Here is a 23,041-nt window from a genome sequence, read left to right on the forward strand (position 1 = left end):
ATCATGAATCAACTTACTTTATACCCCTCCTTTGATGATTTTGGAATAGGAAATGAAGTGGCTTGGTCAGCGAATCAAACGCTTGATTAGATTGTGGTAGAAGGCGATGTGATCAAATGGGCGCTTGGTAGTACTGTTAGATCGCCCTAAGCTCCAACCGACAAGCTCCAGATGATCAGCTAGAAGGCTTTCTTGGAAATCCCCCCAGATCGCAGATGTTTTTGGGACCTGGCTGTCGTTTTCACCCGCCTCCTGCTCAAGCATGCTGCTCCATGGCCTAAACAGTATTGGCATCTCCGCTGTAGTGCGTACACCTGCATAGGATTGGTAGGTAACGTCTGGCCGGTCAGGATTTCTAAGATTAAACTGGGTGCAGGCATCTGGTGTTAATTCATACAGTCCTGGTGATGCAACGCGCCTGCCCAACGCGGGAATCAAACCGGGTTTGTTGATGAACCACTCGGCAAGTGGAGATCCACGGTGTGGGGTGGCAAGGGTGGTAAGTGTCTGGATTCTATATTTTGGATCGAAGTGGCAAATGACGTGACGTGAATCCAGTCCGCCCATGCTGTGAGCGATCAGATGGATCTGCTGTTCAGGGGTTTTTTCAAGGTAGCTAGCCAGTGCTTCAGCCCGTTGCTGAATGGTGCCGGTGGCGGGTAGTTCAGGGAAGTGGATGGGGATAGGATAACCGTGCAGGCTTGTCTTGAGTGCGCGGAAGTACTGTATCTCTTTCCACAGTAGTTGGAATGAGGAGAAGCCCAAGATGCCATGTACAAAAACTACCGCACTGGTATGGGATAATGTCATGATTATTTCTGTTCCATTTGTTTCATGAGCTATTTTGGATCCGCGTTTGCTTCGTTTCCGGGTTCACCATTTTCAATCAGAAACGCCAGCTGGCAGGTACCAAGAATAGTGTCGGTATGGTCGATAGGGCCAGTCCGTCCATAACTACTGGCTATGATTCTGTAGATAATACCAGAGACAGAAGGCCAACGAGTAAGGTGGTCACTGATGCGAAATAGGCATGCAACTATTTGGTGTCAGTGTAAAAACTCTCCCGCTGCGCGCCATGGAGAGCGAAGCGAGGGCGCGTCAACTGGTATTTTTTCAGGATTTGCTGCACCTGAGACCGCTGACGCGGCAGAGTGGATACGATCGGACGGGAAGGGCATGACGGTCCATCGTGCCTCACCTGCTGTTACTCGTTCCTCTTGCGTGGAGGATACGTCCCTTATAAGCTAACTTGAAGTGATGGAGGACATGATGCCTGCCTATTCGATCGTAGCCGTTACCGTGAGTGATCCGCAATTGTTTCAGCAATATGTCGATGGTCACATGGACACACTGGCGAAATTTGGTGGGCGGTTCCTGGTCGCCGGTAACGAGTTCGAGGTCATCGAAGGGGCTTGGCCCGGCCAGATCGTCGTTGTTCACGAGTGGCCTGATCGCGCGGCCTTCCATGCCTGGTACGTTTCCGATGAATACCGTCCCTGGAAAGCAATGCGGTGTGCCGCAGCCTCGGCAAACCTGGTCTTAATCGACGGCTTGCCGGCTGAAGCGGGGGTGGTTGCCGACTGATTCGGCATTAAAGAAACTCACATATGGAAAAATCGAACACGATCCAGCGAACGGCACAAGAAATTACCCTGGAGGGGGAAATAGACCGGTTGCGCAAGCGGCTGGCGGTGTTGCAAGCAGAGCATGATGCAATGGCCTTCATTCTGGATTCAGTCCCGGATTACGTCTCCTACGTCAACGCAGATCTTACCTATCAGGTGTGCAACCGGAAATATGAAATCGAGACGGGTCGAACCCGCGAGGCATTCCTCGGGAAACATGTTGTCGAGTTCATGGGTGAGCAAGGATTCGCCAAGATTCAGCAGCATGTAGAGCGTGTACTGAAGGGTGAGTTGGTTACTTACGAAGATCGCATCGACTACAGATACCTGGCACAACAGGACGTCCAAGTTCAGTATGCCCCCCATCGATCAAAGGAGGGCGCTGTTATCGGATTCTCCGTTTATGTGCGCAACAGTACGGCGCGGCGCCGTGCCGAGGAAATGCTGCGCCGACAGGCTCAGCACGATCCACTGACCGATCTGCCCAACCGAATCCTGTTCAATGAGCGGCTGGGGCAGGCGATTGGCCGGGCGAATCGAATAAGGAGCCAACTTGCAGTGCTATTCATCGATCTGGATGGATTCAAGCAGGTCAACGACGTACTTGGTCATGAATCGGGAGACCAGGTGCTGCGGGATGTGGCACGCAACCTGTCGCAGACCCTGAGGAGCAACGACATCCTGGCTCGAATCGGTGGTGACGAGTTTGTGCTGCTGGTTGAGGACCTTCAGGGTCTTGAGCAGGTTAAGATTCTGGCGGACAAGATGATCGAATCGATTACACATTTGCGTACGCCTGCGCTGCAGAAAGTAAGGATCAGCGCGAGTATCGGCATAGCCCTCTACCCGGATCACGGTAGTGATACACGAATACTTTTGGTACGGGCCGACGAAGCTATGTACCAAGCCAAGCGCCATGGTAAGGGCTGTTATTTCCTATACGGAGAGGGTGTTCTGTGATCATTCAGCTACAGTGGCGTCGCCGTTTTCAAGAATCTAAATCGACTTGAGCAAATAGTGACGGGATAATATCCGGAAATTAGCTGCAAGCCTCTGAAGAGGGGTGCCCGGCGTGGATCATCTGCTCTGTTTCGTGCAAGGCGGTCAGTAGGCTGCGGGCCACTCTCCCGGATTGACCGCTCAGTATCGCATCTGAAAGACTTCCGGTTTATTGTTCCCGGACGAGTACAAAAAGTTATCTTTGATTAAGTGCTGTCCATTATCAATTGCTGCATCGCCTGTGCTGCATTGGACAAAGTCCGCTGCCGGTGTGTCACCAAACCCAACGCGCGTTCCAGTCTGATCTCTTTAACATTGAGTCTAACCAGTCCTGGGGTCAATAGGGTCTCCGGCAGCAGAGCCCAGCCCAATCCGATCGACGCCATCATCTTCAACGTCTCCAGATAGTCGGTTGAGAGGCTGCAGTTGATCTTATATCCCTCTGCTTCGAGACGATCTTCCAGCAGTGTTCGAGTGTAGGTACCTAAGGTTGGGAGAACCGCAGGATGTTGAATAAGCTCTTCAATCCCGATACTGTCACGACCGGCCAGCGGGTGCTCCTCCCCCACGATGAAACAGAGTGGGTCATGCCAAACCTGCTGCGTCAGCAGATTCCTGGGTGATTGCAGCGGCAGTGTGACCACACCCATTTCCAGCTCTCCGCTCTCCACAGCAAGACAGGCCTTTTCCGATCCCATGAAGCGAATATCAAGTGTGACTGCTGGGTAACTGTCGGCATAACCTCTAAGAAATGGTGGTAGACGATGCAGGCCGATATGGTGGCTGGTGCCCATGGCCAGTGTGCCTCCGACCTCCCCGCTCAGGTTGGAAAACTCTTGCCGGATGTCGGTGATCTCCTCGGCGATCTGTTCAGCCCGCGGCAATAGCTGCCTCCCCGCCTCGGTAAGGACAATCTGCCGCCCGATACGATCGAACAACCGGCAGCTGAGTTCCGTCTCCAGCCCGGCGACCCGCTTGCTGACCGCAGGTTGGGTGATGAACAAGATCTCAGCAGCCTGGGAGAAAGAGCTGGAGCGGGCGACCTCTACAAATGCGCGTAGATTGGCAAATTCCACATGTATTCCTAATTAGAATAAAAAATATGAAAAATATGAATTTGTATTATATACAGGAACATCCTAAGGTTTCACCATCATGATGAGGCAAGGCTGATGACTAACAAGACCCTTTACGACAAACTCTGGGATTCACATGTAGTACGTTACGATGAAAACGACACTGCGCTGCTCTATATCGACCGGCAACTGGTGCATGAGGTGACATCGCCCCAAGCCTTCGAAGGTCTGCGGATTTCAGGCCGCAAACCCTGGCGTGTTGAGGCCAACCTGGCCACGCCGGACCACAACGTACCCACCACGAGTCGTCCCAACGGAATCGCGGATATCTCCGATCCGATTGCACGCATACAGGTGGAGACACTGGACGCCAACTGCGAAGCGTTTGGTTTGACCGAATTCACCATGAACGATATCCGTCAGGGCATCGTGCATGTGGTCGGGCCGGAGCAGGGTGCTACCCTGCCGGGCATGACGGTGGTGTGTGGTGACTCCCACACCTCTACCCACGGTGCCATGGGTGCACTGGCGTTCGGCATCGGAACCTCGGAGGTTGAGCATGTGCTCGCTACCCAGTGCCTGATCCAGAAGAAGTCGAAATCGATGCTGATTAGTGTCGACGGCAAGACCGCCCCTGGTGTCACTGCCAAAGACATCGTATTGGCGGTGATCGGTGAGATCGGTACTGCCGGCGGCACCGGTTATGCCATTGAGTTCGGTGGTCAGACAATCCGCGACCTCTCTATCGAAGGGCGGTTGACGGTCTGTAATATGGCGATCGAGGCGGGTGCAAGGGCCGGTTTCGTGGCGGTGGATGAGAAGACTATCGACTACGTCAAAGGTCGTCCCTATGCCCCGGAGGGTGAGACGTTGGAGCAGGCTATCGCCAACTGGCAGACCCTGTACAGTGATGAAGGTGCCGAGTTCGATAAGGTCATCAACATCGATGCGTCAGAGATCAAACCTCAGGTTACCTGGGGTACCTCCCCCGAGATGGTGATCAGCGTGGATACGCAGGTGCCGGATCCGGATCGGGTCGATGATCCGGTCAAAGCGGAAGGCATGCGCCGGGCGCTGGACTATATGGGGCTCGAAGCGGGCACGCCGGTCAATGAGATCGATGTGGACAAGATCTTTATCGGCTCATGCACCAACTCCCGTATCGAGGACATGCGCGAGGCTGCACAGGTCGCCAAGGGTAGACGGGTAGCAGACAACATCAAACTGGCGCTGGTCGTTCCGGGATCCGGACTGGTAAAGCAGCAGGCAGAAGCCGAAGGACTCGATAAAATCTTCATTGATGCAGGATTTGAGTGGCGTGAGCCGGGCTGCTCCATGTGTCTGGCCATGAATGCCGACCGGCTGGAACCGGGTGAGCGTTGTGCATCAACCTCGAATCGCAATTTTGAGGGTCGGCAGGGGCAGGGTGGACGCACCCATCTGGTCAGTCCCGCGATGGCTGCCGCGGCTGCGATTGCCGGACACTTTGTTGATGTAAGGGATTTCTGATTCGCCACGAAGGGCGTAATGATCGAGAAAACTATTTGTTTTTCTTTATCTTACTTGGTGTTCTTCGCGTACTTTATGGTTATCTGATTATGAAAAAATTCGAGACATTTACCGGCATCGTCTGTCCATTGGATCGTTCCAATGTGGATACTGATGCCATCATCCCCAAACAGTTTCTTAAGTCGATCAAGCGCTCCGGATTTGGTCCCAACCTGTTTGATGAATGGCGCTATCTGGATCATGGTGAGCCAGGCATGGATAACGGCAAGCGGCCGTTGAATGGGGATTTTGTCCTCAATGATCCCCGCTATCAGGGGGCGGGCATCCTTCTGGGGCGCAAGAATTTTGGCTGTGGTTCTTCCCGTGAGCATGCGCCCTGGGCATTGGAGGATTATGGATTTCGGGTCATAATCGCCCCCAGTTTTGCAGATATATTCTTTAATAACTGCTTTAAGAATGGAATATTACCTATTGTTTTAGAAGAAGAAATAATAGATAACCTGTTTGCTGCCGCAGGTGGGGAGAAGCCGCTGGAGATTGCAGTGGACCTGGAGGCGCAGCAACTGAAGATAGCCGAGGATGGGGTCTTTCCATTTGAGGTGGATGCATTCCGTAAACACTGCCTGCTCAATGGGCTTGATGATATCGGCCTCACCCTGCAGCATGTGGACGCCATCAAAACCTATGAAGCGCGCCGGCGCCAGGAAGCGCCCTGGTTATTTAATTAATAAATGTAGGGTGCGCTGTGCGCACCAATCAATAAGTAGTAATCATGGTGCGCGCGGCGCACCCTACCCAATCTTCGCAGCAAGCTGCGGGTAAGGATGTAAATCGAAATGAGCAAAAATATTCTGATTCTACCGGGTGACGGTATTGGCCCTGAGATTGTTACCGAGGCTGTAAAGGTAATGGCCGCACTGCGTGATGATTTTGGACTGGATATCGAGATGGACGAGGCGCTGGTCGGTGGGGCTGCCATCGATGCCACCGGTGGGCCGTTGCCGGAAACGACATTGGAAATGGCGCAGGAGGCGGACGCGATTCTGCTTGGTGCTGTCGGTGGTTACAAATGGGAAGAGCTGGACATCTCCATCCGTCCCGAGAAGGGGCTGCTGGGTCTGCGCGCCGGTCTCAATCTCTTTGCCAATCTACGTCCCGCGATCCTCTATCCGCAACTGGCGGATGCCTCGACCCTGAAGCCGGAAGTGGTTTCGGGCCTCGATATCATGATCGTGCGCGAGCTGACCGGCGGCATCTACTTTGGCCAGCCCCGGGGTGTGCGGGAGCTCGATAGCGGCGAAAAGCAGGGCTTCAATACTCTGGTCTATGCCGAGTCCGAGGTTGACCGCATCAGCCGGGTCGCTTTCGACATCGCCATGAAACGCGATAAACGGGTCTGCTCCGTGGACAAAGCCAATGTCCTGGAGTGCACTGAGTTATGGCGCGAGGTCGCCACCCGTGTGGGCGATGACTACCCGGATGTTGAACTGAGTCACATGTATGTGGATAACGCTGCGATGCAGCTGGTGCGGGCACCGAAACAGTTTGATGTGATGGTTACCACCAACATGTTCGGTGATATCCTGTCGGATTGTGCCGCCATGCTCACCGGTTCTATCGGCATGTTGCCTTCCGCCTCGCTTGATGAGAACAGCAAGGGTATGTATGAGCCGATCCATGGTTCCGCTCCGGATATTGCCGGGCAGAACAAGGCGAACCCGCTGGCTACCATCCTCTCGGTATCGATGATGTTGCGTTACAGTCTGGATGAGCCCGCGATGGCGGATCGTATCGAGGCGGCGGTCAACAAGGTGCTGGACGATGGCTTGCGGACCCAGGATATCATGTCCGAGGGTAAAACCGAGGTCAGCTGCGACGCCATGGGCGATGCGGTGGTCGCTGCGCTGTGATGTTGTAACCGGGAAGAGCGCAAAGGCTGTAATTAAAGTCATTGTTTACGCCGAGTAAGATTCTTCGCGTTCTTTGCGGTTAATTGAAATAGAGACAAGACAGATGAAACGAGTTGGATTTGTAGGTTGGCGTGGCATGGTCGGGTCGGTCCTGATGGGCCGTATGCGCGAAGAGAACGATTTTGCCGATATCGAAGAGCCGGTCTTCTTCACCACTTCCCAAGCTGGTCAGAAGGGTCCTGACATCGGCAGAGAGATTCCGCTGCTCAAGGATGCCACGGATATCGATGAACTGAAGAAAATGGATGTAATCGTCACCTGCCAGGGTGGCGGTTACACCAATGAGGTCTTCCCTAAGTTGCGAGCTGCGGGTTGGAACGGCTACTGGATCGATGCGGCATCCAGCCTGCGTATGAAGGACCACTCCATTATCGTGCTCGACCCGGTCAACGACAACGTTATTCGCGATGGCCTGAGCAGTGGTGTCAAGGACTACATCGGCGGTAACTGCACCGTCAGCTTGATGCTGATGGCGCTAGGCGGCCTCTTTCGGGAGGATCTGGTGGAGTGGACGACTGCAATGACCTATCAGGCAGCATCCGGCGCCGGGGCCAAAAACATGCGGGAGTTGATCAAGCAGATGGGTGCAGTAAAGGCGGCTGTCAGCAATGAGCAGCTGGACGATCCCTATTCGCCGATTCTTCCTATCGATCAGGCGGTGGCGGATGCCATCCGTAGCGATGGTTTCCCCACCGAGAATTTTGGTGCGCCTTTGGCGGGTGCCCTGATTCCCTGGATCGATGTGGCCCGGGAGAATGGCCAGAGCAAGGAGGAGTGGAAAGGCTTTGCCGAGACCAACAAGATCTTGCGCCGGTCCGACAATCCTGTGCCCATCGATGGTACCTGTGTGCGTGTTGGCGCCATGCGCTGTCACAGTCAGGCACTGACGGTCAAACTGCGAAGGGATGTGCCGATGGATGAGGTGGAAGAGATTCTCGGTTCCGCCAATGACTGGGTCAAGGTAGTACCCAATGAGCGGGACATCACTGTACAGGAGTTGACGCCGGCCAAGGTGACTGGTTCCCTGGTGGTGCCGGTGGGTCGTCTGCGCAAGATGAACCTCGGTGCGGAATACCTGAATGCCTTCACCGTGGGCGATCAGCTTCTCTGGGGCGCGGCGGAACCTTTGCGCCGGATGCTGCGTATTCTCATAGAGAGCTGATTGATTAAAGGCTTGGGGGCGGTTTTGCTCCAATGCCAGGAAGAAGACGGCCCCGGCGCGCAAATAGCGTGTACGGGGTTCTTCATTAATAGTGGAAACTGAACACTGCCCCCTGTGTTTCTTCGTAACAAGTTGCGGGGAATCAAACCCTATCAAGAGATTTAACAGAAGATGAACCCTGAAGTGGATATTGCACTGGTCGGCGCGACCGGTCTGGTTGGTGAAACCTTACTGGAGGCCATCTCTTCGCATCCCAGTCTTGCCGGTAGCTTGCAGGTGCTCGGGGATGAGGAGGCTGTGGGAGATACGGTTGAGTTCGGGGACCGGGCATTGACCATCGCTGATCTGTCGCTATTCGATTTCACCCAAGTCCGTATTGTTATTTCGACCGGTGAAGACTCCTCTGCTGGAGGTTGGCTTGATCTCGCACAGGATGCCGGCTGCATTATCCTGGATATCGGTGCCCGGCTGCTGGAAGCGACAGATCTGCCGCCTGTGGTCGGCTGGGTCAATCCTGGGTCGATGGAAGTTGTATCGAAAGGGGGCATCACCACCCTGCCGGATGCAGGCACGAGCCAGTTGGTCAGGATTCTCAAGCCCGTGCTGGACAGGGTGGGACTCGAACAAGTCTCGGTGGTCAGTTGTCAGGCCGTTTCAGATTTCGGTCGTGCCGGCGTGGAAGAGATGGCGAGGCAGACCGCGCAGTTACTCAATGCCAAACCGATAACTCCGGTGCTGTTTCCCCGGCAGATTGCATTCAACCTTTTGTCACCGCTGGGTGAGCTCAATGAAGATGGGAGTACCTTCGGTGAGATAAAGGCTGAACAGGACGCTCTTCGCATCCTTGAATGTGAGGATCTTTCGCTTACCGTGACAACTGCCATAGCGCCTGTTTTTTACGGACACTCACAGATGGTTCAGTTTCAAACTTCCCGGCCGCTAACATTACAGAACCTGCAGTCGCTGTTGGCAGAGACTGAGGGTGTAACGCTTGTGGATAGTGAAAACGGTGCCTGTGTCAGCCCGGTGAGCCATGCTTCAGGCATGGAAGACATCACAGTCGGCAGGATCAGGTCTGTGGGAAAAAACGCAACGCAATTCTCACTTTTTACAGTGGCTGACAATCTACGTTCAGGTATTGCGGCAAATGTTGTGAAGATTGTTGAAGTTTTGGTAAAAGACTATTTATAAGCTATAGTTATGCGGATAATATTAAGTTTATTCTATCATTAATAATGTTCCATCTGGATTTAAATAAACCCTTTGCAGCTGCTTCTCATCTTTGGGTGAGCGGGGTGGTTCAGGCAAGGAGGAAGCATGATTCGTAAGCTGTCCCTGGCAGTGGCAATAGCAACAGCCCTATCACCACTGGGCGCCTATGCGCTTGGTTTGGGTGAGATCCATACTCAATCGTCTCTCAACCAATATTTCAAAGCGGATATCGATCTGATATCGGTAAAATCTGATGAGGTGCAGGACGTCAGGGTAGAACTGGCTTCTCAAGCTGCCTTTGCCCGGGCCGGTGTTGAGCGTCCTTTTATGCTTTCCGGCTTGACCTTTAAACCTACTTTACGCAGTGATGGTAAAGTGGTCATTGCGGTGAGCAGTCGGGATCCCGTGCGTGAACCTTTCCTCAATTTCCTTATTGAGGTTAACTGGCCGAAGGGCCGTCTGGTCCGTGAGTACACTGTACTGCTGGATCCGCCGGTTACGGTGAAACGCAAACCGGCGCCTGTTACCGCCCCGATTGCACAGACAGCACCTGCGAGCACGCCAACCCCCGTACAGAGCAGGCGAACGGTTACACCCCGCCAGCAGGAGGCTGCTGCCAGCAGGAGTGATGGCGGTGCCCGCGAATACGGCCCCGTTAAGAACAATGACAATCTGTGGGTTATCGCCAAGTCGATGCGGCGCAGCGGCGAAACCACCGAACAGCTTATGATGGCGCTGCTGGAGCACAATCCAAAAGCTTTTATCAGAAATAATGTCAATGGCCTGAAGGTTGGCAAGATCCTGCGTCTTCCAGAGGGTGCTGACCCGAGCGCACTATCCTCCCGTGATGCACGATCTGAGTTCTTGGCCCAGACCAACGCCTGGAGAGAGAATCGAGGCCGTGGGAAAGCTGCGACAACTGACCCGTCTCCCGCCATATCAGCGCCAGTCCCGGCGGATGACCGTCTGAAGCTGGTTTCTGCTAAGCCCGAGGCTGATGAGGCCGTCGACAGGGAAGGCAAGGCCGAACAGAAAGAAGATCTCCAGCGTCTTGAAAAACAGATTCTGCTGGTGCGTGAATCCAATGAATCCACGCGTCAGGAGAGTGAGGAGCTACGTGGCCGGATCAAGGGCCTGGAAGCTCAACTGGAGGACATCCAGCGGCTTTTGACTCTGAAGAGCGATCAGCTTGCACAGTTACAGTCGACGCAGCGTCTTGAATCTCAGGCTCCTGAGGTGATGGCCGAAGAGGAAGTGCTGCCGGTTTCCGATGAACCCGTCATCGAAGAGGCAGATATTGAGTCTGCTATCGACGAGGCCATGCAGCAAACTGCAGACAGTGCTGTTGTTGCTGAACCCGTACAAGAGGCAAAACCTGAACCTGCTGTTACAGAAAAGCCCGCTCCTGCAGTTGCGCCGCCTGTAACTCCGACCCAGGTGGCGGAGGAGACTGCGCCAAAACCAGTAGAAAAGAAAAAGCCGAAGGAGAAAGGGCTGCTGGGTGCCTTGGCCGGCAACACAACCCTGATGGGTATAGTGGGCGCAGTTGGAGTGCTCCTGCTCTCGCTGCTATGGCTGATCATGCGGCGTCGCAAGGAAGCTGAAGCGGAATTTGCCGAAAGTATTCTTGTCACTCCAGATGGAGAGCCTGCAGCTGAAGCGGCCCAGGTGGAGGCGGGTTCCATCAACGAACTGACTGATGAAACATCATTCCTGAGTGATTTTTCTCCCAGTGACATCGATGCCCTGCAGGATGAAACCGGCGAGGTCGATCCTCTCTCCGAAGCTGATGTTTACATCGCCTATGGCCGTTATCAGCAGGCTGAAGAGCTGGTTAAACAAGCGATCGAAAAAGCCCCTGAGCGTGCGGAACTGAAGCACAAGCTGCTGGAAATTCACTATTCGGCAAAAGACACGAGTGCATTTGCTGCACTGGCCGGTGCACTTTCAGCTGCGGGCATCGCAACCACGAACCCGGATGTCTGGAGCAGAATCTCCACCATGGGCAGGGAGCTCGATCCGGAAAACATTCTGTTTGGCTCTGCTGCGGACACAGCGCCGACGGAGGACGGTTTTGCATCGGGTATGGATGATGAACTCGATGACCTTGGTTTGAATCTGGATAGTGAGCTGCGCGACTCTTCACTCGATCTGTCGACCCCTGCGCCGGCTGCCCCTGAATCTGTCGATACTCTGGATGATCTTGATAACGACCTTGATTCCCTGGACCTGAGTGAACTCTCTGATCTGGATGATATGGAACCCAGTGCTCTGGACTCTGAGTTGTCCATAGATTTAGAAACGGCCGATGATGTGGTGGCACAAAATGATGCCGTAAACCAGACGACATCCGATACCACTGACTCTGAATTGCTGGATATCGATCTTGCCAGTCTGGGGCTCGATTCGGGATTGCTGGAGGATGCCACGCCATCCGAAGGATTGGATGATAGCCTGCAGCTCGACTCATCACCGGACACCGATAGTGTACTTGCCGACCTGGACCTGGGAGATCTGGCCGATGATACGGGCTCTGCAACCAGCAGTATAATAGGAATCGATGACTCCGAATCTCTCGACGATCTTGATCTCGAAAGCCTGGAACGTGAATTGGAGTCGTTGTCCGAAGATCTGGATGCAAAAGAGAGCGAAGGGTCTGATCTGTTGGGTACCGACAGCGAGGGTCTGGGTGAGGCTGACGAAGATATCGCACCCCACTCACTGACCTTCGATGAGGAGATGGAACTGGGTGCAGAAGATGAAGTGAATACCAAACTTGATTTGGCCCGCGCTTACGTGGATATGGGTGATGAAGAGGGTGCAAGAAGTATCCTCGAAGAGGTGGCCACAGAAGGCAACAATGAGCAACAGGAAGAGGCCACGCAATTGCTCGAAAAGATGTCATCCTGATATTGTCGTAAGAGATGTCTTCTGAAGGGGTGCAGTTTGCACCCCTTTTCTTTTATATCCATGAAGAGGAATAGATGAGAGTTGCCCTTGGGGTTGAATACGACGGCGCTGCATTTCACGGTTGGCAGACCCAGGACGATGTGCGCAACGTGCAGCAGTGCGTCGAAGAAGCCGTTTCCAGAGTGGCGGATCATCCTGTGAGACTGCACTGTGCCGGAAGGACCGATACAGGGGTTCACGCAACAGGGCAAGTGGTTCATTTTGAGACGGAGGCGGTCAGGAGTAGACGCTCCTGGATATTGGGGACAAACGTCAATTTGCCGGGAGATGTCAGCATTTCCTGGGCACGAGAGATGCCGGACGATTTTCATGCACGTTTTTCGGCTATCGGGCGGCACTATCGCTACCACATTCTGAATCGGCCGATGCGTTCCGCTCTTTGGCGGGATCGAGCGGTCTGGGTGCATCACCCCTTGGATGAATCGAGCATGCACCGGGCAGCGCAGGCACTGGTGGGTGAGCATGATTTCTCATCCTACAGGGCGTTGGGATGCCAAGCTAAACACCCGGTACGTACCCTTCACCGGTTAAATGTGAGCCGGGAAGGCGAAATGGTGAAAATCGATGTTCATGCCAATGCGTTTCTGCACCACATGGTGAGGAACATTGCCGGTGTGCTGATGGCCATCGGTCGGGGAGAGCAGAAGGAATTCTGGGCACAACAGATCCTTGAATTGCGTGATCGTACGAAAGGTGGTGTCACGGCCCCGCCGCAGGGACTCTATCTCACCAAAGTCGATTACCCTGAAAGCTATTTGTTACCTGAGGGGCCAGATATCTCATTGCCCGCGTAGCAGGGATCGTCTGATCCGCTATGCTAGATCAGGCCTACATTTTGTAGGCCGGTTCAAGCGCAGCGGAACCGGCAACCCGATTCAGGCAAACGCCACCTGTCGGTGAGTTGTGATTGGCGTAGCGCAGTCAGGCGCTATCCTGTATCTTTCCATGCTTTATGAGGACCAGGATCAAAATCTGTGGTATCACCCGGCCGGAAGATGCCCTTGTGGCGGTTCAGCAGGGAGCTGATGCGATTGGGTTGGTGTTCTATCCGCCCAGCCCAAGAGCGGTGAGTGTGGAGCAGGCCAGGAAGGTCGTCGAGGTTTTACCGGCATTTGTCACTGTTGTGGGCCTGTTTGTGGATGAGGACCGCGCACGGATTACAAGCTTGCTACAGGAGGTACATATCGATCTCCTGCAATTCCATGGGAAAGAGAATGTCGCGGCTTGTAAAGGCTACGACAGACCCTGGGTCAAGGCGGTGCGCATGCGCGATGGGATTGATCCGGCCGCGGCGGCGAGTGAATTCAGAGGCGCAGCCGGATTGCTGTTGGATGCCTATGAACCCGGTAAGCCAGGCGGTACAGGAACGGCCTTCGACTGGGAACGGATACCTAAGGATCTGGCCTCAAGAATCATCCTTGCCGGTGGATTGAATCCGGACAATATTGAAGCGGCTGTGCGGCAGGTCCGCCCCTATGCAGTAGATGTGAGCGGTGGCGTCGAACAGTCCAAAGGCATTAAAAATGTGGGTAAAATAGCGGCCTTCATTGAAGGAGTGAAGCGTGGCGACAACAGCTGAAAATATTATTGGCACCCAGCCGGACGATAGAGGTCATTTCGGCGTCTATGGCGGCTTGTTCGTGGCAGAAACCCTGATGGAACCCCTCAAGGATTTGCGCCTTGCCTATGAGAAATATATGCGGGACCCGGAGTTCCTCAAGGAGCTCGATGAGGATCTTGCCAACTATGTCGGGCGGCCCTCTCCAATCTATTTTGCGCAGCGCTGGAGCCGGGAATTGGGTGGCGCACGGATCTATCTGAAACGAGAGGATCTGAACCATACCGGCGCGCATAAGGTCAACAATACCATCGGCCAGGCCCTGCTGGCGAAGCGCATGGGCAAGACCCGGATCATTGCCGAGACCGGCGCAGGTCAGCACGGTGTTGCAACCGCCACGGTGGCCGCCAGGCTGGGACTGGAGTGCGTGGTCTATATGGGGGCTGTCGATATAGTCCGCCAGGAGGCCAACGTCTACCGCATGAGACTGCTGGGCGCCGAGGTCCGATCAGTGGAGTCGGGATCCAAAACCCTGAAGGATGCGCTCAATGAGGCGATGCGGGATTGGGTCACCAATATCGATAACACCTTCTATATAATCGGCACCGTTGCCGGCCCCCATCCCTATCCGGCTATGGTGAGGGATTTCCAGACCGTGATCGGCCGAGAGGCGAGGGAACAGATTCAGCAGCAGGCTGGCCGACTGCCTGATGCCCTGGTTGCCTGTGTCGGTGGTGGCTCCAATGCAATTGGACTCTTCTATCCGTTTCTCGATGATACAGAGGTCGGGATCTACGGTGTGGAGGCAGCTGGAGATGGCCTGGAAACCGGGCACCACGCAGCGCCGCTCTGTGCCGGACAGCCAGGCGTTTTGCATGGCAATCGCACCTATCTGATGGAGGACAAGGATGGCCAGATCATCGAAACCCACTCCATCTCTGCCGGACTCGATTATCCAGGTGTCGGTCCTGAACATGCCTGGTTGAAAGATACCGGACGGGCGCAGTATGTGGCGATTACGGATGAAGAGGCGCTGGATGCCTTCCATGCCTTGACTAAAATCGAGGGGATTATCCCCGCGCTGGAGTCGAGTCATGCGCTGGCCTACGCGGCCAAACTTGCACCAACAATGGAGAGTGACAAAATCATCCTGGTTAACCTCTCCGGTCGGGGAGACAAGGATATGCACACCGTGGCGGCACGGGAGGGCATCGAGATATGAGTCGTATCAGTCAGAGATTCAGTGATCTGCGGAAGCAGGGCAAAACCGCATTGATCCCCTTTATCACCGCCGGTGATCCGACCCCTGGGGTAACCGTCGGTTTGATGCATGACATGGTTTCTGCTGGTGCCAACCTGATTGAGCTGGGCGTACCTTTTTCAGATCCCATGGCGGATGGTCCTGTCATTCAACGGGCCAGTGAACGGGCATTGGAGCACCATGTCAGTTTGCACGATGTTTTGCAGATGGTTAAGACCTTCCGGGAGAAGGATCAGAATACGCCGGTGGTTTTGATGGGTTACCTCAATCCGATTGAGGTGATGGGTTACGCTACCTTTGCCGGGTCAGCCAGTGCCGCAGGTGTCGACGGGGTGCTGATCGTCGATATTCCGCCGGAAGAGGGGGAAGATCTGTTGCAGTCACTGCGTGATAAGGCTATTGACCAGATCTACCTGTTGGCACCGACGAGTACACCTGATCGAATTGGCCGGATCTGCAACGCGGCGAGTGGTTTTGTCTATTATGTCTCCGTCAAAGGCGTAACCGGCTCCAGCCAGCTGGATACCGCCGCAGTAGCGGAAAAGCTGGAGCAGATCAGGGAGAAAACAGCGCTTCCCGTGGGAGTTGGATTCGGCATCAAGGATGCTGCGACAGCCGCAGCAGTTTCTCAGCTTGCTGACGCTGTCGTCGTCGGTAGCGCCTTGGTATCCCGGGTCGAGGCGCTGCAAGAGACACCGGATAAAATCGGTCCTGCGCTGGCGGAAATTTTATCCAGTATGCGCAGGGCAATGGATGCTGTTCATTAAGGCTCCTGACTTCTGGCACATTTATGAGGTAGAATCTCACCCATGAGTTGGTTCGAAAAATTGATGCCAAGCCGCATTCGTACAGATGGCGGCAGCAAACGGGCGGTTCCCGAAGGTCTTTGGGACAAGTGTCCAGGATGCAATGCGATTCTCTATCGTGCAGAGATGGAGCGGAATCTGGATGTCTGTCCTAAATGCAACCATCACAATCGGCTGGGCGCCCGGCGTCGGCTGGAGTCGTTTCTCGATCCTGAGCCGTTGGAGGAGATTGCACAGTCTCTTGAGTCGGTCGATCCCCTGAAGTTCAAGGACAGTAAGAAGTACAAGGATCGTCTGAGTCAGGCGCAGAAAAACTCCGGCGAAAAAGATGCGCTGGTGGTGATGCGCGGCCAGCTCAAGGGGCTGGAAGTGGTTGTGGCGGCTTTCGAATTCAACTTCATGGCGGGCTCCATGGGCTCAGTGGTCGGCGAACGTTTTGTTCGTGCGGTGAGTGTTGCCCTGGAACGTCATATCCCGCTGATCTGTTTCTCTGCCAGTGGTGGCGCCCGTATGCAGGAGTCGCTTTTCTCTCTGATGCAGATGGCAAAAACCAGTGCTGCCCTGGATCGGTTACAGAAACGCGGCTTGCCCTTTATCTCTGTCATGACCGACCCAACCATGGGTGGTGTTTCTGCCAGTCTTGCCATGCTGGGTGACATCAATTTGGCAGAGCCCAATGCTCTGGTCGGCTTCGCCGGTCCCCGGGTCATTGAACAGACCGTCCGGGAGACACTGCCGGAAGGGTTTCAGCGCAGCGAGTTCCTGCTGGAGCATGGTGCGATCGATATGATCATTGATCGTCGCGACATGCGTGACCGCATTGCCGATCTGCTAAGCATTTTCATGCACAAGCCACGCCCATAGCCCCCCTCGTTCTTCAACACCCTGTCCAACATGCGTTTTAGCAGTCTGGATGACTGGTTGACGTGGCAGTCGTCACTTCATCCGCACGAGATCGAGTTGGGACTCGATCGTGTCGACAGTGTCTGGCAGCGTTTGAGGCCTTCAGGGCTGGCATCAGCGGTAGTGACGATCGCCGGAACCAATGGCAAGGGTTCCTCGGTTGCAATGCTGGAATCGATCTTCATGCAGGCAGGCTATCGCACCGGCGCTTACACCTCCCCCCATCTGGTTCACTACAATGAGCGTGTGCGGCTGAATGGCATCCCAGTGTCGGATGAGCAGTTGTGCAGTGCCTTCCAACGCGTGGACGATGCGCGGGGTGAAGTGGCATTGACCTATTTTGAGTTCGGTACCCTGGCGGCGCTGGATATTTTCGCTGAACTGACGCCGGACCTGGTGATTCTGGAGGTCGGGCTTGGTGGACGTCTCGATGCGGTGAATATCATCGATGCGGATGTAGCGGTGATCACCACGGTTGCGCTGGACCATACCGATTGGCTGGGAGAGACCCTGGACCAGATCGGTGCGGAGAAGGCAGGCATCATGCGTGGCAATCGCCCGGTGATCATGGCTGATAAAGAATTGCCGTCTTCTGTCTATCAGCATGCAGAGTCGATTGGGGCGATCCAGTGTCGGGTGGACGTCGATTTTCATGCCACTCCAAGTGATGATGGGTGGCGCTGGGAAGGTGGGCGACAAGCGTACTCCAATCTGCCAATGCCTGCGTTACCAGGAGCATTTCAATTGCAAAACGCCGCTGCAGTTCTGGCGGTCGTCGAACAACTTTCTTCCCGGTTTGTTGTCGAATCACAAGACGTAACAAAGGGTTTGGCTTCTGTGCACTTGGCAGGTCGCTATCAGTTGATAGACGGGGATGTTCCTGTGGTGCTCGATGTGGCGCACAACATTCAGGCGGCTGAGGCGCTGAGAGATAATCTGCGGAAGAGGGCTGCGAAAGGATCTGTGCTGGCCGTTTTCGCTATGCTGGCAGACAAGGATGTTGCCGGGGTGATCCAGGTACTGGACCAGGACGTTGACAGTTGGTACCTGGTGGAGTTGTCCGGTAGCCGCGCTTGTACGGTCGAGCAGCTTGAGGCAGCGTTACGGAAGGCCGGTAGCAGTAGTAGAGTCAGTCGATTTTCCTCGGTAAATGATGGCTTGCAGGCTGCAATGGCTGATGCAGGCAGGGGTGATAGCGTCTTGGTATTCGGTTCGTTCCTGACCGTTGGCGAAGCACTGCAATATCTGGAGCCAGTCGCCGATGTTTTTGTGGGCGCCTGATATACTCTTCTAATACGATTTATTGATTTCTGACAGGTATCCGGTTTTGGAGGAGAGGCTTAAACGCAGGTTGATAGGTGGAACGGTGCTGGTTTCGCTGGTGGTTATATTTGTACCCATGCTGTTGGAAACTCCGGCCAAGCTGAATAAAGCGATAAAAGGCACCAACATACCGTCAATGCCGAAAAAGTCTGCAGGGTCTGAAATCAATATCCTGCCATCGTTTGATCAATCGGTCTCACGAAATGAGAGCAGCCTGGAAATAGTGCCGAAAAAACCGAAACCTGCAGCCACATCCAGCAACAATAAAACGGGGAAAATTGCGCGTACCTCCCCGTCAGCCTGGATAATTCAGGTGGCTAGTTTCAGCAATAGAAAAAATGCCGACAAACTGGTTAAGCGGCTTAAAAAAGGAGATCTGCCTGCACATATTGAATTCACATCGGTTCAGGGAAAACAATTTTATCGTGTGCGGGTGGGCCCGGAAGTCGATCGAAAACTTGCAGAGAAGATGGTTAAGCGTATAAATAGAGACTATATAGATGAGATCAAGAAGAAGGTTAATCTGATTCGTTATCCTTAGGAATCGATGGTAGTTATGGATTTTACAGGTACAGCTCAACGTGCAATGGGAATCTGGGGAGAGTCAGGTCGCCCCGGGTGGTTGGATCAATTGGTTAATCGCGTTTTACCCAGAGTTGCGCTGCTGGTACTTGTGGTTCTGATTGCATATGTTCTGGCTCAGATCACCTGGCAGGTGATACCTGTTCCCCCTGAGCAGCATTTCGTTCGTAGTGGAGAGGTGCTCACTGGAACAAAACATCCTGGTCGCTCCCTTAAAGATCAGTCGGACCGTCTCTCAGCTCTGCATGTCTTCGGCCGGCCAGGGGCCGTAAAAAGAAGCGCCCCGAAGGTTGTTGCAGAAAGGGCGCCCGAGACAAATCTTAACCTGACGCTGCATGGCGTTTTTGCAGACCCTAAACCTGAACTTGGCGCAGCAATCATTGGCAAAGCTGGCTCAGAGCAGAAGTATTACAAGGTTGGCAAGAAGATAATGGGTGGGGTTACTTTGCAGGCGGTGCATGAAGACCGTGTCGTATTGCTCAGAAATGGTCAGTCGGAGGTGCTGCGTTTCCCCAAGGCTTCCAAGCCCGTGGTAACCAGCAGCAGATCGAAATCTGCATCCAAGGCATCCTCTTCTCTGGGCACATACAAGGAGATGTTCAAGCGTGAACCGCTGAAGATTTTTCAACATCTTCGTTTCGTACCGGTTCGCACGGGCAAACAGTTGAAGGGCTATCGAATTTTGCCGCAGAAAAACCGGGATCTCTATAATCGCCTTGGTGTACGGCCGTCAGATCTCGTCACTTCTGTCAATGGTGTTCCGTTAAATGATGACAAGCAGGCCATGGGCCTGATCAAAGATCTGCAATCAGCGGATAACATTGAACTGGTGGTATTGCGTCAAGGCCAGCAGACCACGCTGTCGCTGAATCTAAATTAAATCAATACGTTTGCACTTTTAGCGTTGTTTGCGGACGGACGCTATCTACTTTAAGGCCTTCAGCGCCTTTGCGTAGCCCTGAGAAGCAGCGCGTTGGATCCACTGCATAGCCTGACTATCGTCTTTCTCCAACCCCAGGCCATGATGATACATGTAACCCAATGCATATTGGGCTTCGGCATTGCCTTCCACGGCGAGTGGGAAGAGTAGCTGGAATGCTGCCTCATACTTCTTTTCCGCAAAGGCAGTCCTGGATTGTTCCAGAATGATTTTTGGATCCTTGAGCTGGGCTTCCTTTTCGGCACTGGAGGTGCAGCCATAGAGAAGGCTCAGGCTGAGCAGAGGAATTGCAAGCAATCGACAGATCGCCGGGAGTCTGGAGTTTAGGGTGTATTGATCAGTGAGCATAATTGCGCTTTCCTGAGGTGGATCTCCTGTGTCAGCCTACCAACTGGTTGAGATCGAAGATGGGCAGCAGTATCCCCAAAACGATGATGAGTACTGCGCCACCCATGAACAGGATCAGGAGTGGTTCAAATAACCCCAGCACTGTCGAGACGAGAGATTCGATTTCTCGCTCCTGAATGTCGGCGGCTCTCTCCAGCATCCCCTCCAGGTTACCACTTGATTCACCGCTGGCCAGGAGGCTGAGTGTCATGGGTGGAAAGTACCCCGTCTTTTCCAATGCACCATGCAGACTGCTGCCTTCACGCACTCGTAGTGATGCCTCTTCGACGGCATTGCGCATTGGTAGATTGGTCAAAACCTGAGAGGCGATGCGCAATGCATCCAGGATCGGGACGCTGCTTGCGGCCATGATACTGAGGGTGCGTGCAAATCTTGCCGCGTTTGAGGTTCTGATCAACCGGCCTATCAGAGGGATATGCAGAGTAAAACGTTGCCACAGAATCTGGGGCCCCGGTCGCTTGATGATGTAGCTGAAGATAAATCCGCTGATCAGCAGAGTCACCAACATCAGCACGCCGTAATCCCTTACTGTGTCACTGGTGGCGATGAGCGCCCTGGTGATGAAGGGCAGTTCCTGTCCCATGTTCTCAAATACCCGGGTGACCTGGGGTACGATGAAAGTCAGCAAGCCACCAACGATAAGGATTGAAACTATAACCAGCAGGGCGGGGTAGAAGAGTGCGAGCACGGTCTTTTGCTGCATCTGCTGGCGTCGTTCTGTGTAGTCGGCCAGACGTTCCAGTACCACCTCCAGGTGGCCAGACTCCTCGCCGGAAGCGACGGTGCGGATATAGAGTTCTGGAAAGGTATGGGGGAATTCTGAGAGTCCATCCGCTAGGCTGCGTCCCTCCAGAACCTTGGCGCGCACTGCCAGCAGAGTGCGTTCCACATGTCGCTTGTCGGTCTGTTGTGCGACGGTCTTGATAACGTGTTCAAGCGGCAGGCCGGATTTTAGTAGCGTGGCCATCTGGCGGGTAATCAACGCCAGCTCCATGGCGTTGACCCGGCGCTGCAGGGTAAAACGACGTCTTTCTACGGTTTCAGAGCTGGCTGTGTTGATGGTGAGCGGGGTAAGTCCGCTCTCCCGAAGTTGCTGTCTTACCTGTTTGGCGCTGTCCCCTTCGAGGACGCCGCGTTTCTCCTTGCCGGAAAGGTCGAGCGCTACGAATTCAAATGCGTCCACTAACTTTCCTGCGTGACACGAATGATCTCGTCGATTGTGGTATCACCTTCCAGCACACGGCGCATACCATCCTGACGCATGGAGCCAGTTGATTTTCTTACGTGCTCGAGCATTTCCAGCTCACTGGTACCCTGGTGGATGAGATTTCGCAGGGTTTCATCAATAACGACAAGTTCGTAAATACCGGTGCGTCCCAGGTAGCCGTTATTGTGGCACTTGTCACAACCTGTGGGGGCATAGAGGGTTACCCGTTTATCCAGGGGAAACTCCAGCAATTCCAGCTCCCGTTGCGTGGCCGAATAGGGTTTTTTGCAGTGGGGGCAGAGGGTCCTCACCAGTCGCTGGGATAGGACACTGATCAGGCTGGATGCCAGCAGGAAAGGCTCAACGCCCATATCACGGAGACGGGTAACGCTGCCGATAGCGGTGTTGGTGTGCAGAGTGGATAAAACCAGATGGCCGGTAAGACTCGCCTGTACTGCGATCTGGGCGGTTTCCAGATCACGAATCTCACCCACCATCACCACGTCGGGATCCTGTCTCAGAATGGCGCGAAGCCCTCTGGCAAAGGTCAGATCGACCTTGTTGTTGACCTGGGTTTGGCCGATTCCGTCAAGGTAGTACTCGATTGGGTCTTCAACAGTGACGATGTTGCGGCTTTGGGTATTGAGCCGGGTAAGTGCTCCATAGAGGGTGGTGGTTTTGCCTGAACCGGTGGGTCCAGTGACGAGAAAGATGCCATGGGGACGCTGGATAACACCAGGGTCGATCTGCGTCAGAAGTTTTTTGGACATGCCGAGATGGGAGAGATCCAGGCGACCGGCTTTCTTATCGAGTAGTCGCAGTACCACCCGCTCACCGTAACTGGAGGGCAGCGTGGAGACACGAACATCTACAGGTCTGCGTCCCACTTTCAGCGAGATGCGGCCATCCTGGGGGATACGCTTCTCCGCGATGTCAAGATGGGCCATGACCTTGATGCGGGAGACCAGAAAAGGGGCGACTGTACGGGGAGGGTTGAGCACCTCCCGCAAGACGCCGTCCACACGAAAACGAACCACAAGACGGTTTTCGTAGGGCTCAATATGGATGTCTGACGCCTCTTCCTTGATCGCCTCTGTGAAGAGTGCGTTGATCAGACGGATGATAGGGGCGTCATCGTCGTTTTCCAGCAGATCTTCGGGTTGATCGAGTTGCCGCGCCACGTCGTCGAGATCCATGTCATCGCCCATGGTCTCCATGATCTGGCTGGACTGCTTGGAACCTGACTCGTAGATCGTCGTGAGTTCCCGTTCAAACTCCTCTTCTGCAACCTCTTTCAAGACAAGTGGACGCCCGAGGAAGCGACGCATCTCGTTGAAGACGCTTATAGGTGTCCCGGTTTTGAACAGCACCCGAGTCTGACGTAGCGCATCTTCGGTGACGATGACACCGTGACGCCTGGCAAAGGCATAAGTAACATCGTCCCGGATTCTTGGTTGGCGATGCCCTGTGTCATCATCCGTAGCCGGTGCTGTCTCTGCCGGAGAGTTGTTCAGAAGTGACTCAGACATG

At 54.2% G+C, this 23,041-nt stretch carries 22 protein-coding genes; 17 read left to right on the forward strand and 5 right to left on the reverse strand.

Features of this window, described 5'->3' with window-relative positions; genetic code table 11:
* Positions 1-66: 66 nt before the first annotated feature.
* Positions 67-810, reverse strand: coding sequence for an alpha/beta fold hydrolase (locus HPY30_15745; GenBank protein ID QYZ67305.1), 744 nt, complete (start codon positions 808-810; stop codon positions 67-69).
* 220 nt (positions 811-1,030) lie between these two features.
* On the opposite strand from HPY30_15745, the gene HPY30_15750 reads away from it, so the two are divergent.
* The 3 genes from HPY30_15750 (at position 1,031) to HPY30_15760 (ending at position 2,585) form a co-directional block, all read left to right on the forward strand.
* Positions 1,031-1,180, forward strand: coding sequence for a hypothetical protein (locus tag HPY30_15750; protein QYZ67306.1), 150 nt, complete (start codon positions 1,031-1,033; stop codon positions 1,178-1,180).
* Positions 1,181-1,269: 89 nt separating this feature from the next.
* Complete coding sequence (locus tag HPY30_15755) at positions 1,270-1,584, forward strand: DUF1330 domain-containing protein (protein QYZ67307.1); 315 nt, start codon at positions 1,270-1,272, stop codon at positions 1,582-1,584.
* A gap of 23 nt (positions 1,585-1,607) precedes the next feature.
* Entirely contained in the window at positions 1,608-2,585 is a 978-nt protein-coding gene (locus tag HPY30_15760; GenBank protein ID QYZ67308.1) for a GGDEF domain-containing protein, read from the forward strand.
* A gap of 245 nt (positions 2,586-2,830) precedes the next feature.
* On the opposite strand, the gene HPY30_15765 is transcribed toward HPY30_15760, so the two are convergent.
* Positions 2,831-3,700: a LysR family transcriptional regulator gene (locus HPY30_15765; GenBank protein QYZ67309.1), complete on the reverse strand. Its 870-nt coding sequence runs from the start codon at positions 3,698-3,700 to the stop codon at positions 2,831-2,833.
* Between the two features lie 96 nt (positions 3,701-3,796).
* Here HPY30_15765 and leuC point away from each other — a divergent pair, with 96 nt between their 5' ends.
* The 14 genes from leuC (at position 3,797) to gspC (ending at position 19,836) form a co-directional block, all read left to right on the forward strand.
* A complete protein-coding gene (leuC, locus tag HPY30_15770) occupies positions 3,797-5,209 on the forward strand; it encodes a 3-isopropylmalate dehydratase large subunit (GenBank protein QYZ67310.1) in 1,413 nt (470 codons plus the stop codon).
* Positions 5,210-5,298: 89 nt separating this feature from the next.
* Entirely contained in the window at positions 5,299-5,937 is a 639-nt protein-coding gene (gene leuD, locus HPY30_15775) for a 3-isopropylmalate dehydratase small subunit (GenBank protein ID QYZ67311.1), read from the forward strand.
* A 108-nt stretch (positions 5,938-6,045) separates the two neighbouring features.
* Positions 6,046-7,119, forward strand: coding sequence for a 3-isopropylmalate dehydrogenase (gene leuB, locus HPY30_15780; protein ID QYZ67312.1), 1,074 nt, complete (start codon positions 6,046-6,048; stop codon positions 7,117-7,119).
* 103 nt (positions 7,120-7,222) lie between these two features.
* Positions 7,223-8,341, forward strand: coding sequence for an aspartate-semialdehyde dehydrogenase (gene asd, locus HPY30_15785; GenBank protein QYZ67313.1), 1,119 nt, complete (start codon positions 7,223-7,225; stop codon positions 8,339-8,341).
* A gap of 171 nt (positions 8,342-8,512) precedes the next feature.
* Positions 8,513-9,532 (forward strand): aspartate-semialdehyde dehydrogenase, encoded by a 1,020-nt coding sequence (locus HPY30_15790; GenBank protein ID QYZ67314.1) that lies wholly within the window; start codon positions 8,513-8,515, stop codon positions 9,530-9,532.
* 126 nt (positions 9,533-9,658) lie between these two features.
* Complete coding sequence (locus tag HPY30_15795; GenBank protein QYZ67315.1) at positions 9,659-12,463, forward strand: FimV family protein; 2,805 nt, start codon at positions 9,659-9,661, stop codon at positions 12,461-12,463.
* Positions 12,464-12,537: 74 nt separating this feature from the next.
* Positions 12,538-13,317, forward strand: a complete 780-nt coding sequence (gene truA, locus HPY30_15800; protein ID QYZ67316.1) for a tRNA pseudouridine(38-40) synthase TruA — start codon at positions 12,538-12,540, stop codon at positions 13,315-13,317.
* Between the two features lie 158 nt (positions 13,318-13,475).
* On the forward strand, positions 13,476-14,102 hold the full coding sequence (locus HPY30_15805; GenBank protein QYZ67317.1) for a phosphoribosylanthranilate isomerase: 627 nt from the start codon (positions 13,476-13,478) through the stop codon (positions 14,100-14,102).
* On the forward strand, positions 14,086-15,303 hold the full coding sequence (trpB, locus tag HPY30_15810; GenBank protein QYZ67318.1) for a tryptophan synthase subunit beta: 1,218 nt from the start codon (positions 14,086-14,088) through the stop codon (positions 15,301-15,303). The genes HPY30_15805 and trpB overlap by 17 nt, the downstream gene beginning before the upstream one ends.
* On the forward strand, positions 15,300-16,109 hold the full coding sequence (locus HPY30_15815) for a tryptophan synthase subunit alpha (GenBank protein ID QYZ67319.1): 810 nt from the start codon (positions 15,300-15,302) through the stop codon (positions 16,107-16,109). Before trpB ends, HPY30_15815 begins: the two co-directional genes overlap by 4 nt.
* A gap of 42 nt (positions 16,110-16,151) precedes the next feature.
* Positions 16,152-17,012, forward strand: a complete 861-nt coding sequence (locus tag HPY30_15820; protein ID QYZ67320.1) for an acetyl-CoA carboxylase carboxyltransferase subunit beta — start codon at positions 16,152-16,154, stop codon at positions 17,010-17,012.
* Positions 17,013-17,042: 30 nt separating this feature from the next.
* Complete coding sequence (folC, locus tag HPY30_15825; protein ID QYZ67321.1) at positions 17,043-18,332, forward strand: bifunctional tetrahydrofolate synthase/dihydrofolate synthase; 1,290 nt, start codon at positions 17,043-17,045, stop codon at positions 18,330-18,332.
* A gap of 85 nt (positions 18,333-18,417) precedes the next feature.
* Entirely contained in the window at positions 18,418-18,915 is a 498-nt protein-coding gene (locus HPY30_15830; GenBank protein ID QYZ67322.1) for an SPOR domain-containing protein, read from the forward strand.
* 15 nt (positions 18,916-18,930) lie between these two features.
* On the forward strand, positions 18,931-19,836 hold the full coding sequence (gene gspC / locus HPY30_15835; protein ID QYZ67323.1) for a type II secretion system protein GspC: 906 nt from the start codon (positions 18,931-18,933) through the stop codon (positions 19,834-19,836).
* Positions 19,837-19,881: 45 nt separating this feature from the next.
* Here the strand turns inward: gspC and HPY30_15840 are convergent, their stop codons facing one another.
* From HPY30_15840 to gspE, 3 genes are read right to left on the reverse strand one after another with little or no spacing between them, the layout of a single operon-like run.
* Positions 19,882-20,244 carry an SEL1-like repeat protein gene (locus tag HPY30_15840; GenBank protein QYZ67324.1) on the reverse strand — a complete coding sequence of 121 codons (363 nt, stop codon included), beginning with the start codon at positions 20,242-20,244 and terminating at the stop codon, positions 19,882-19,884.
* A gap of 31 nt (positions 20,245-20,275) precedes the next feature.
* A complete protein-coding gene (gene gspF / locus HPY30_15845; GenBank protein QYZ67325.1) occupies positions 20,276-21,487 on the reverse strand; it encodes a type II secretion system inner membrane protein GspF in 1,212 nt (403 codons plus the stop codon).
* Positions 21,487-23,040 (reverse strand): type II secretion system ATPase GspE, encoded by a 1,554-nt coding sequence (gspE, locus tag HPY30_15850; GenBank protein ID QYZ67326.1) that lies wholly within the window; start codon positions 23,038-23,040, stop codon positions 21,487-21,489. Before gspE ends, gspF begins: the two co-directional genes overlap by 1 nt.
* Position 23,041 lies beyond the last annotated feature (1 nt).

It is taken from the genome of Gammaproteobacteria bacterium (ex Lamellibrachia satsuma) (assembly GCA_019623805.1).
GTDB lineage: Bacteria > Pseudomonadota > Gammaproteobacteria > Chromatiales > Chromatiaceae > QGON01.

Coding starts and splice junctions, on each gene's coding strand:
- HPY30_15745 (QYZ67305.1), bottom strand. CDS start 810: ATGACATTATCCCATACCAGTGCGGTAGTTTTTGTACATGGCATCTTG.
- HPY30_15750 (QYZ67306.1), top strand. CDS start 1,031: ATGCAACTATTTGGTGTCAGTGTAAAAACTCTCCCGCTGCGCGCCATG.
- HPY30_15755 (QYZ67307.1), top strand. CDS start 1,270: ATGCCTGCCTATTCGATCGTAGCCGTTACCGTGAGTGATCCGCAATTG.
- HPY30_15760 (QYZ67308.1), top strand. CDS start 1,608: ATGGAAAAATCGAACACGATCCAGCGAACGGCACAAGAAATTACCCTG.
- leuC (QYZ67310.1), top strand. CDS start 3,797: ATGACTAACAAGACCCTTTACGACAAACTCTGGGATTCACATGTAGTA.
- leuD (QYZ67311.1), top strand. CDS start 5,299: ATGAAAAAATTCGAGACATTTACCGGCATCGTCTGTCCATTGGATCGT.
- leuB (QYZ67312.1), top strand. CDS start 6,046: ATGAGCAAAAATATTCTGATTCTACCGGGTGACGGTATTGGCCCTGAG.
- asd (QYZ67313.1), top strand. CDS start 7,223: ATGAAACGAGTTGGATTTGTAGGTTGGCGTGGCATGGTCGGGTCGGTC.
- HPY30_15790 (QYZ67314.1), top strand. CDS start 8,513: ATGAACCCTGAAGTGGATATTGCACTGGTCGGCGCGACCGGTCTGGTT.
- HPY30_15795 (QYZ67315.1), top strand. CDS start 9,659: ATGATTCGTAAGCTGTCCCTGGCAGTGGCAATAGCAACAGCCCTATCA.
- truA (QYZ67316.1), top strand. CDS start 12,538: ATGAGAGTTGCCCTTGGGGTTGAATACGACGGCGCTGCATTTCACGGT.
- HPY30_15805 (QYZ67317.1), top strand. CDS start 13,476: ATGAGGACCAGGATCAAAATCTGTGGTATCACCCGGCCGGAAGATGCC.
- HPY30_15815 (QYZ67319.1), top strand. CDS start 15,300: ATGAGTCGTATCAGTCAGAGATTCAGTGATCTGCGGAAGCAGGGCAAA.
- HPY30_15820 (QYZ67320.1), top strand. CDS start 16,152: ATGAGTTGGTTCGAAAAATTGATGCCAAGCCGCATTCGTACAGATGGC.
- folC (QYZ67321.1), top strand. CDS start 17,043: ATGCGTTTTAGCAGTCTGGATGACTGGTTGACGTGGCAGTCGTCACTT.
- gspC (QYZ67323.1), top strand. CDS start 18,931: ATGGATTTTACAGGTACAGCTCAACGTGCAATGGGAATCTGGGGAGAG.
- HPY30_15840 (QYZ67324.1), bottom strand. CDS start 20,244: ATGCTCACTGATCAATACACCCTAAACTCCAGACTCCCGGCGATCTGT.
- gspE (QYZ67326.1), bottom strand. CDS start 23,040: ATGTCTGAGTCACTTCTGAACAACTCTCCGGCAGAGACAGCACCGGCT.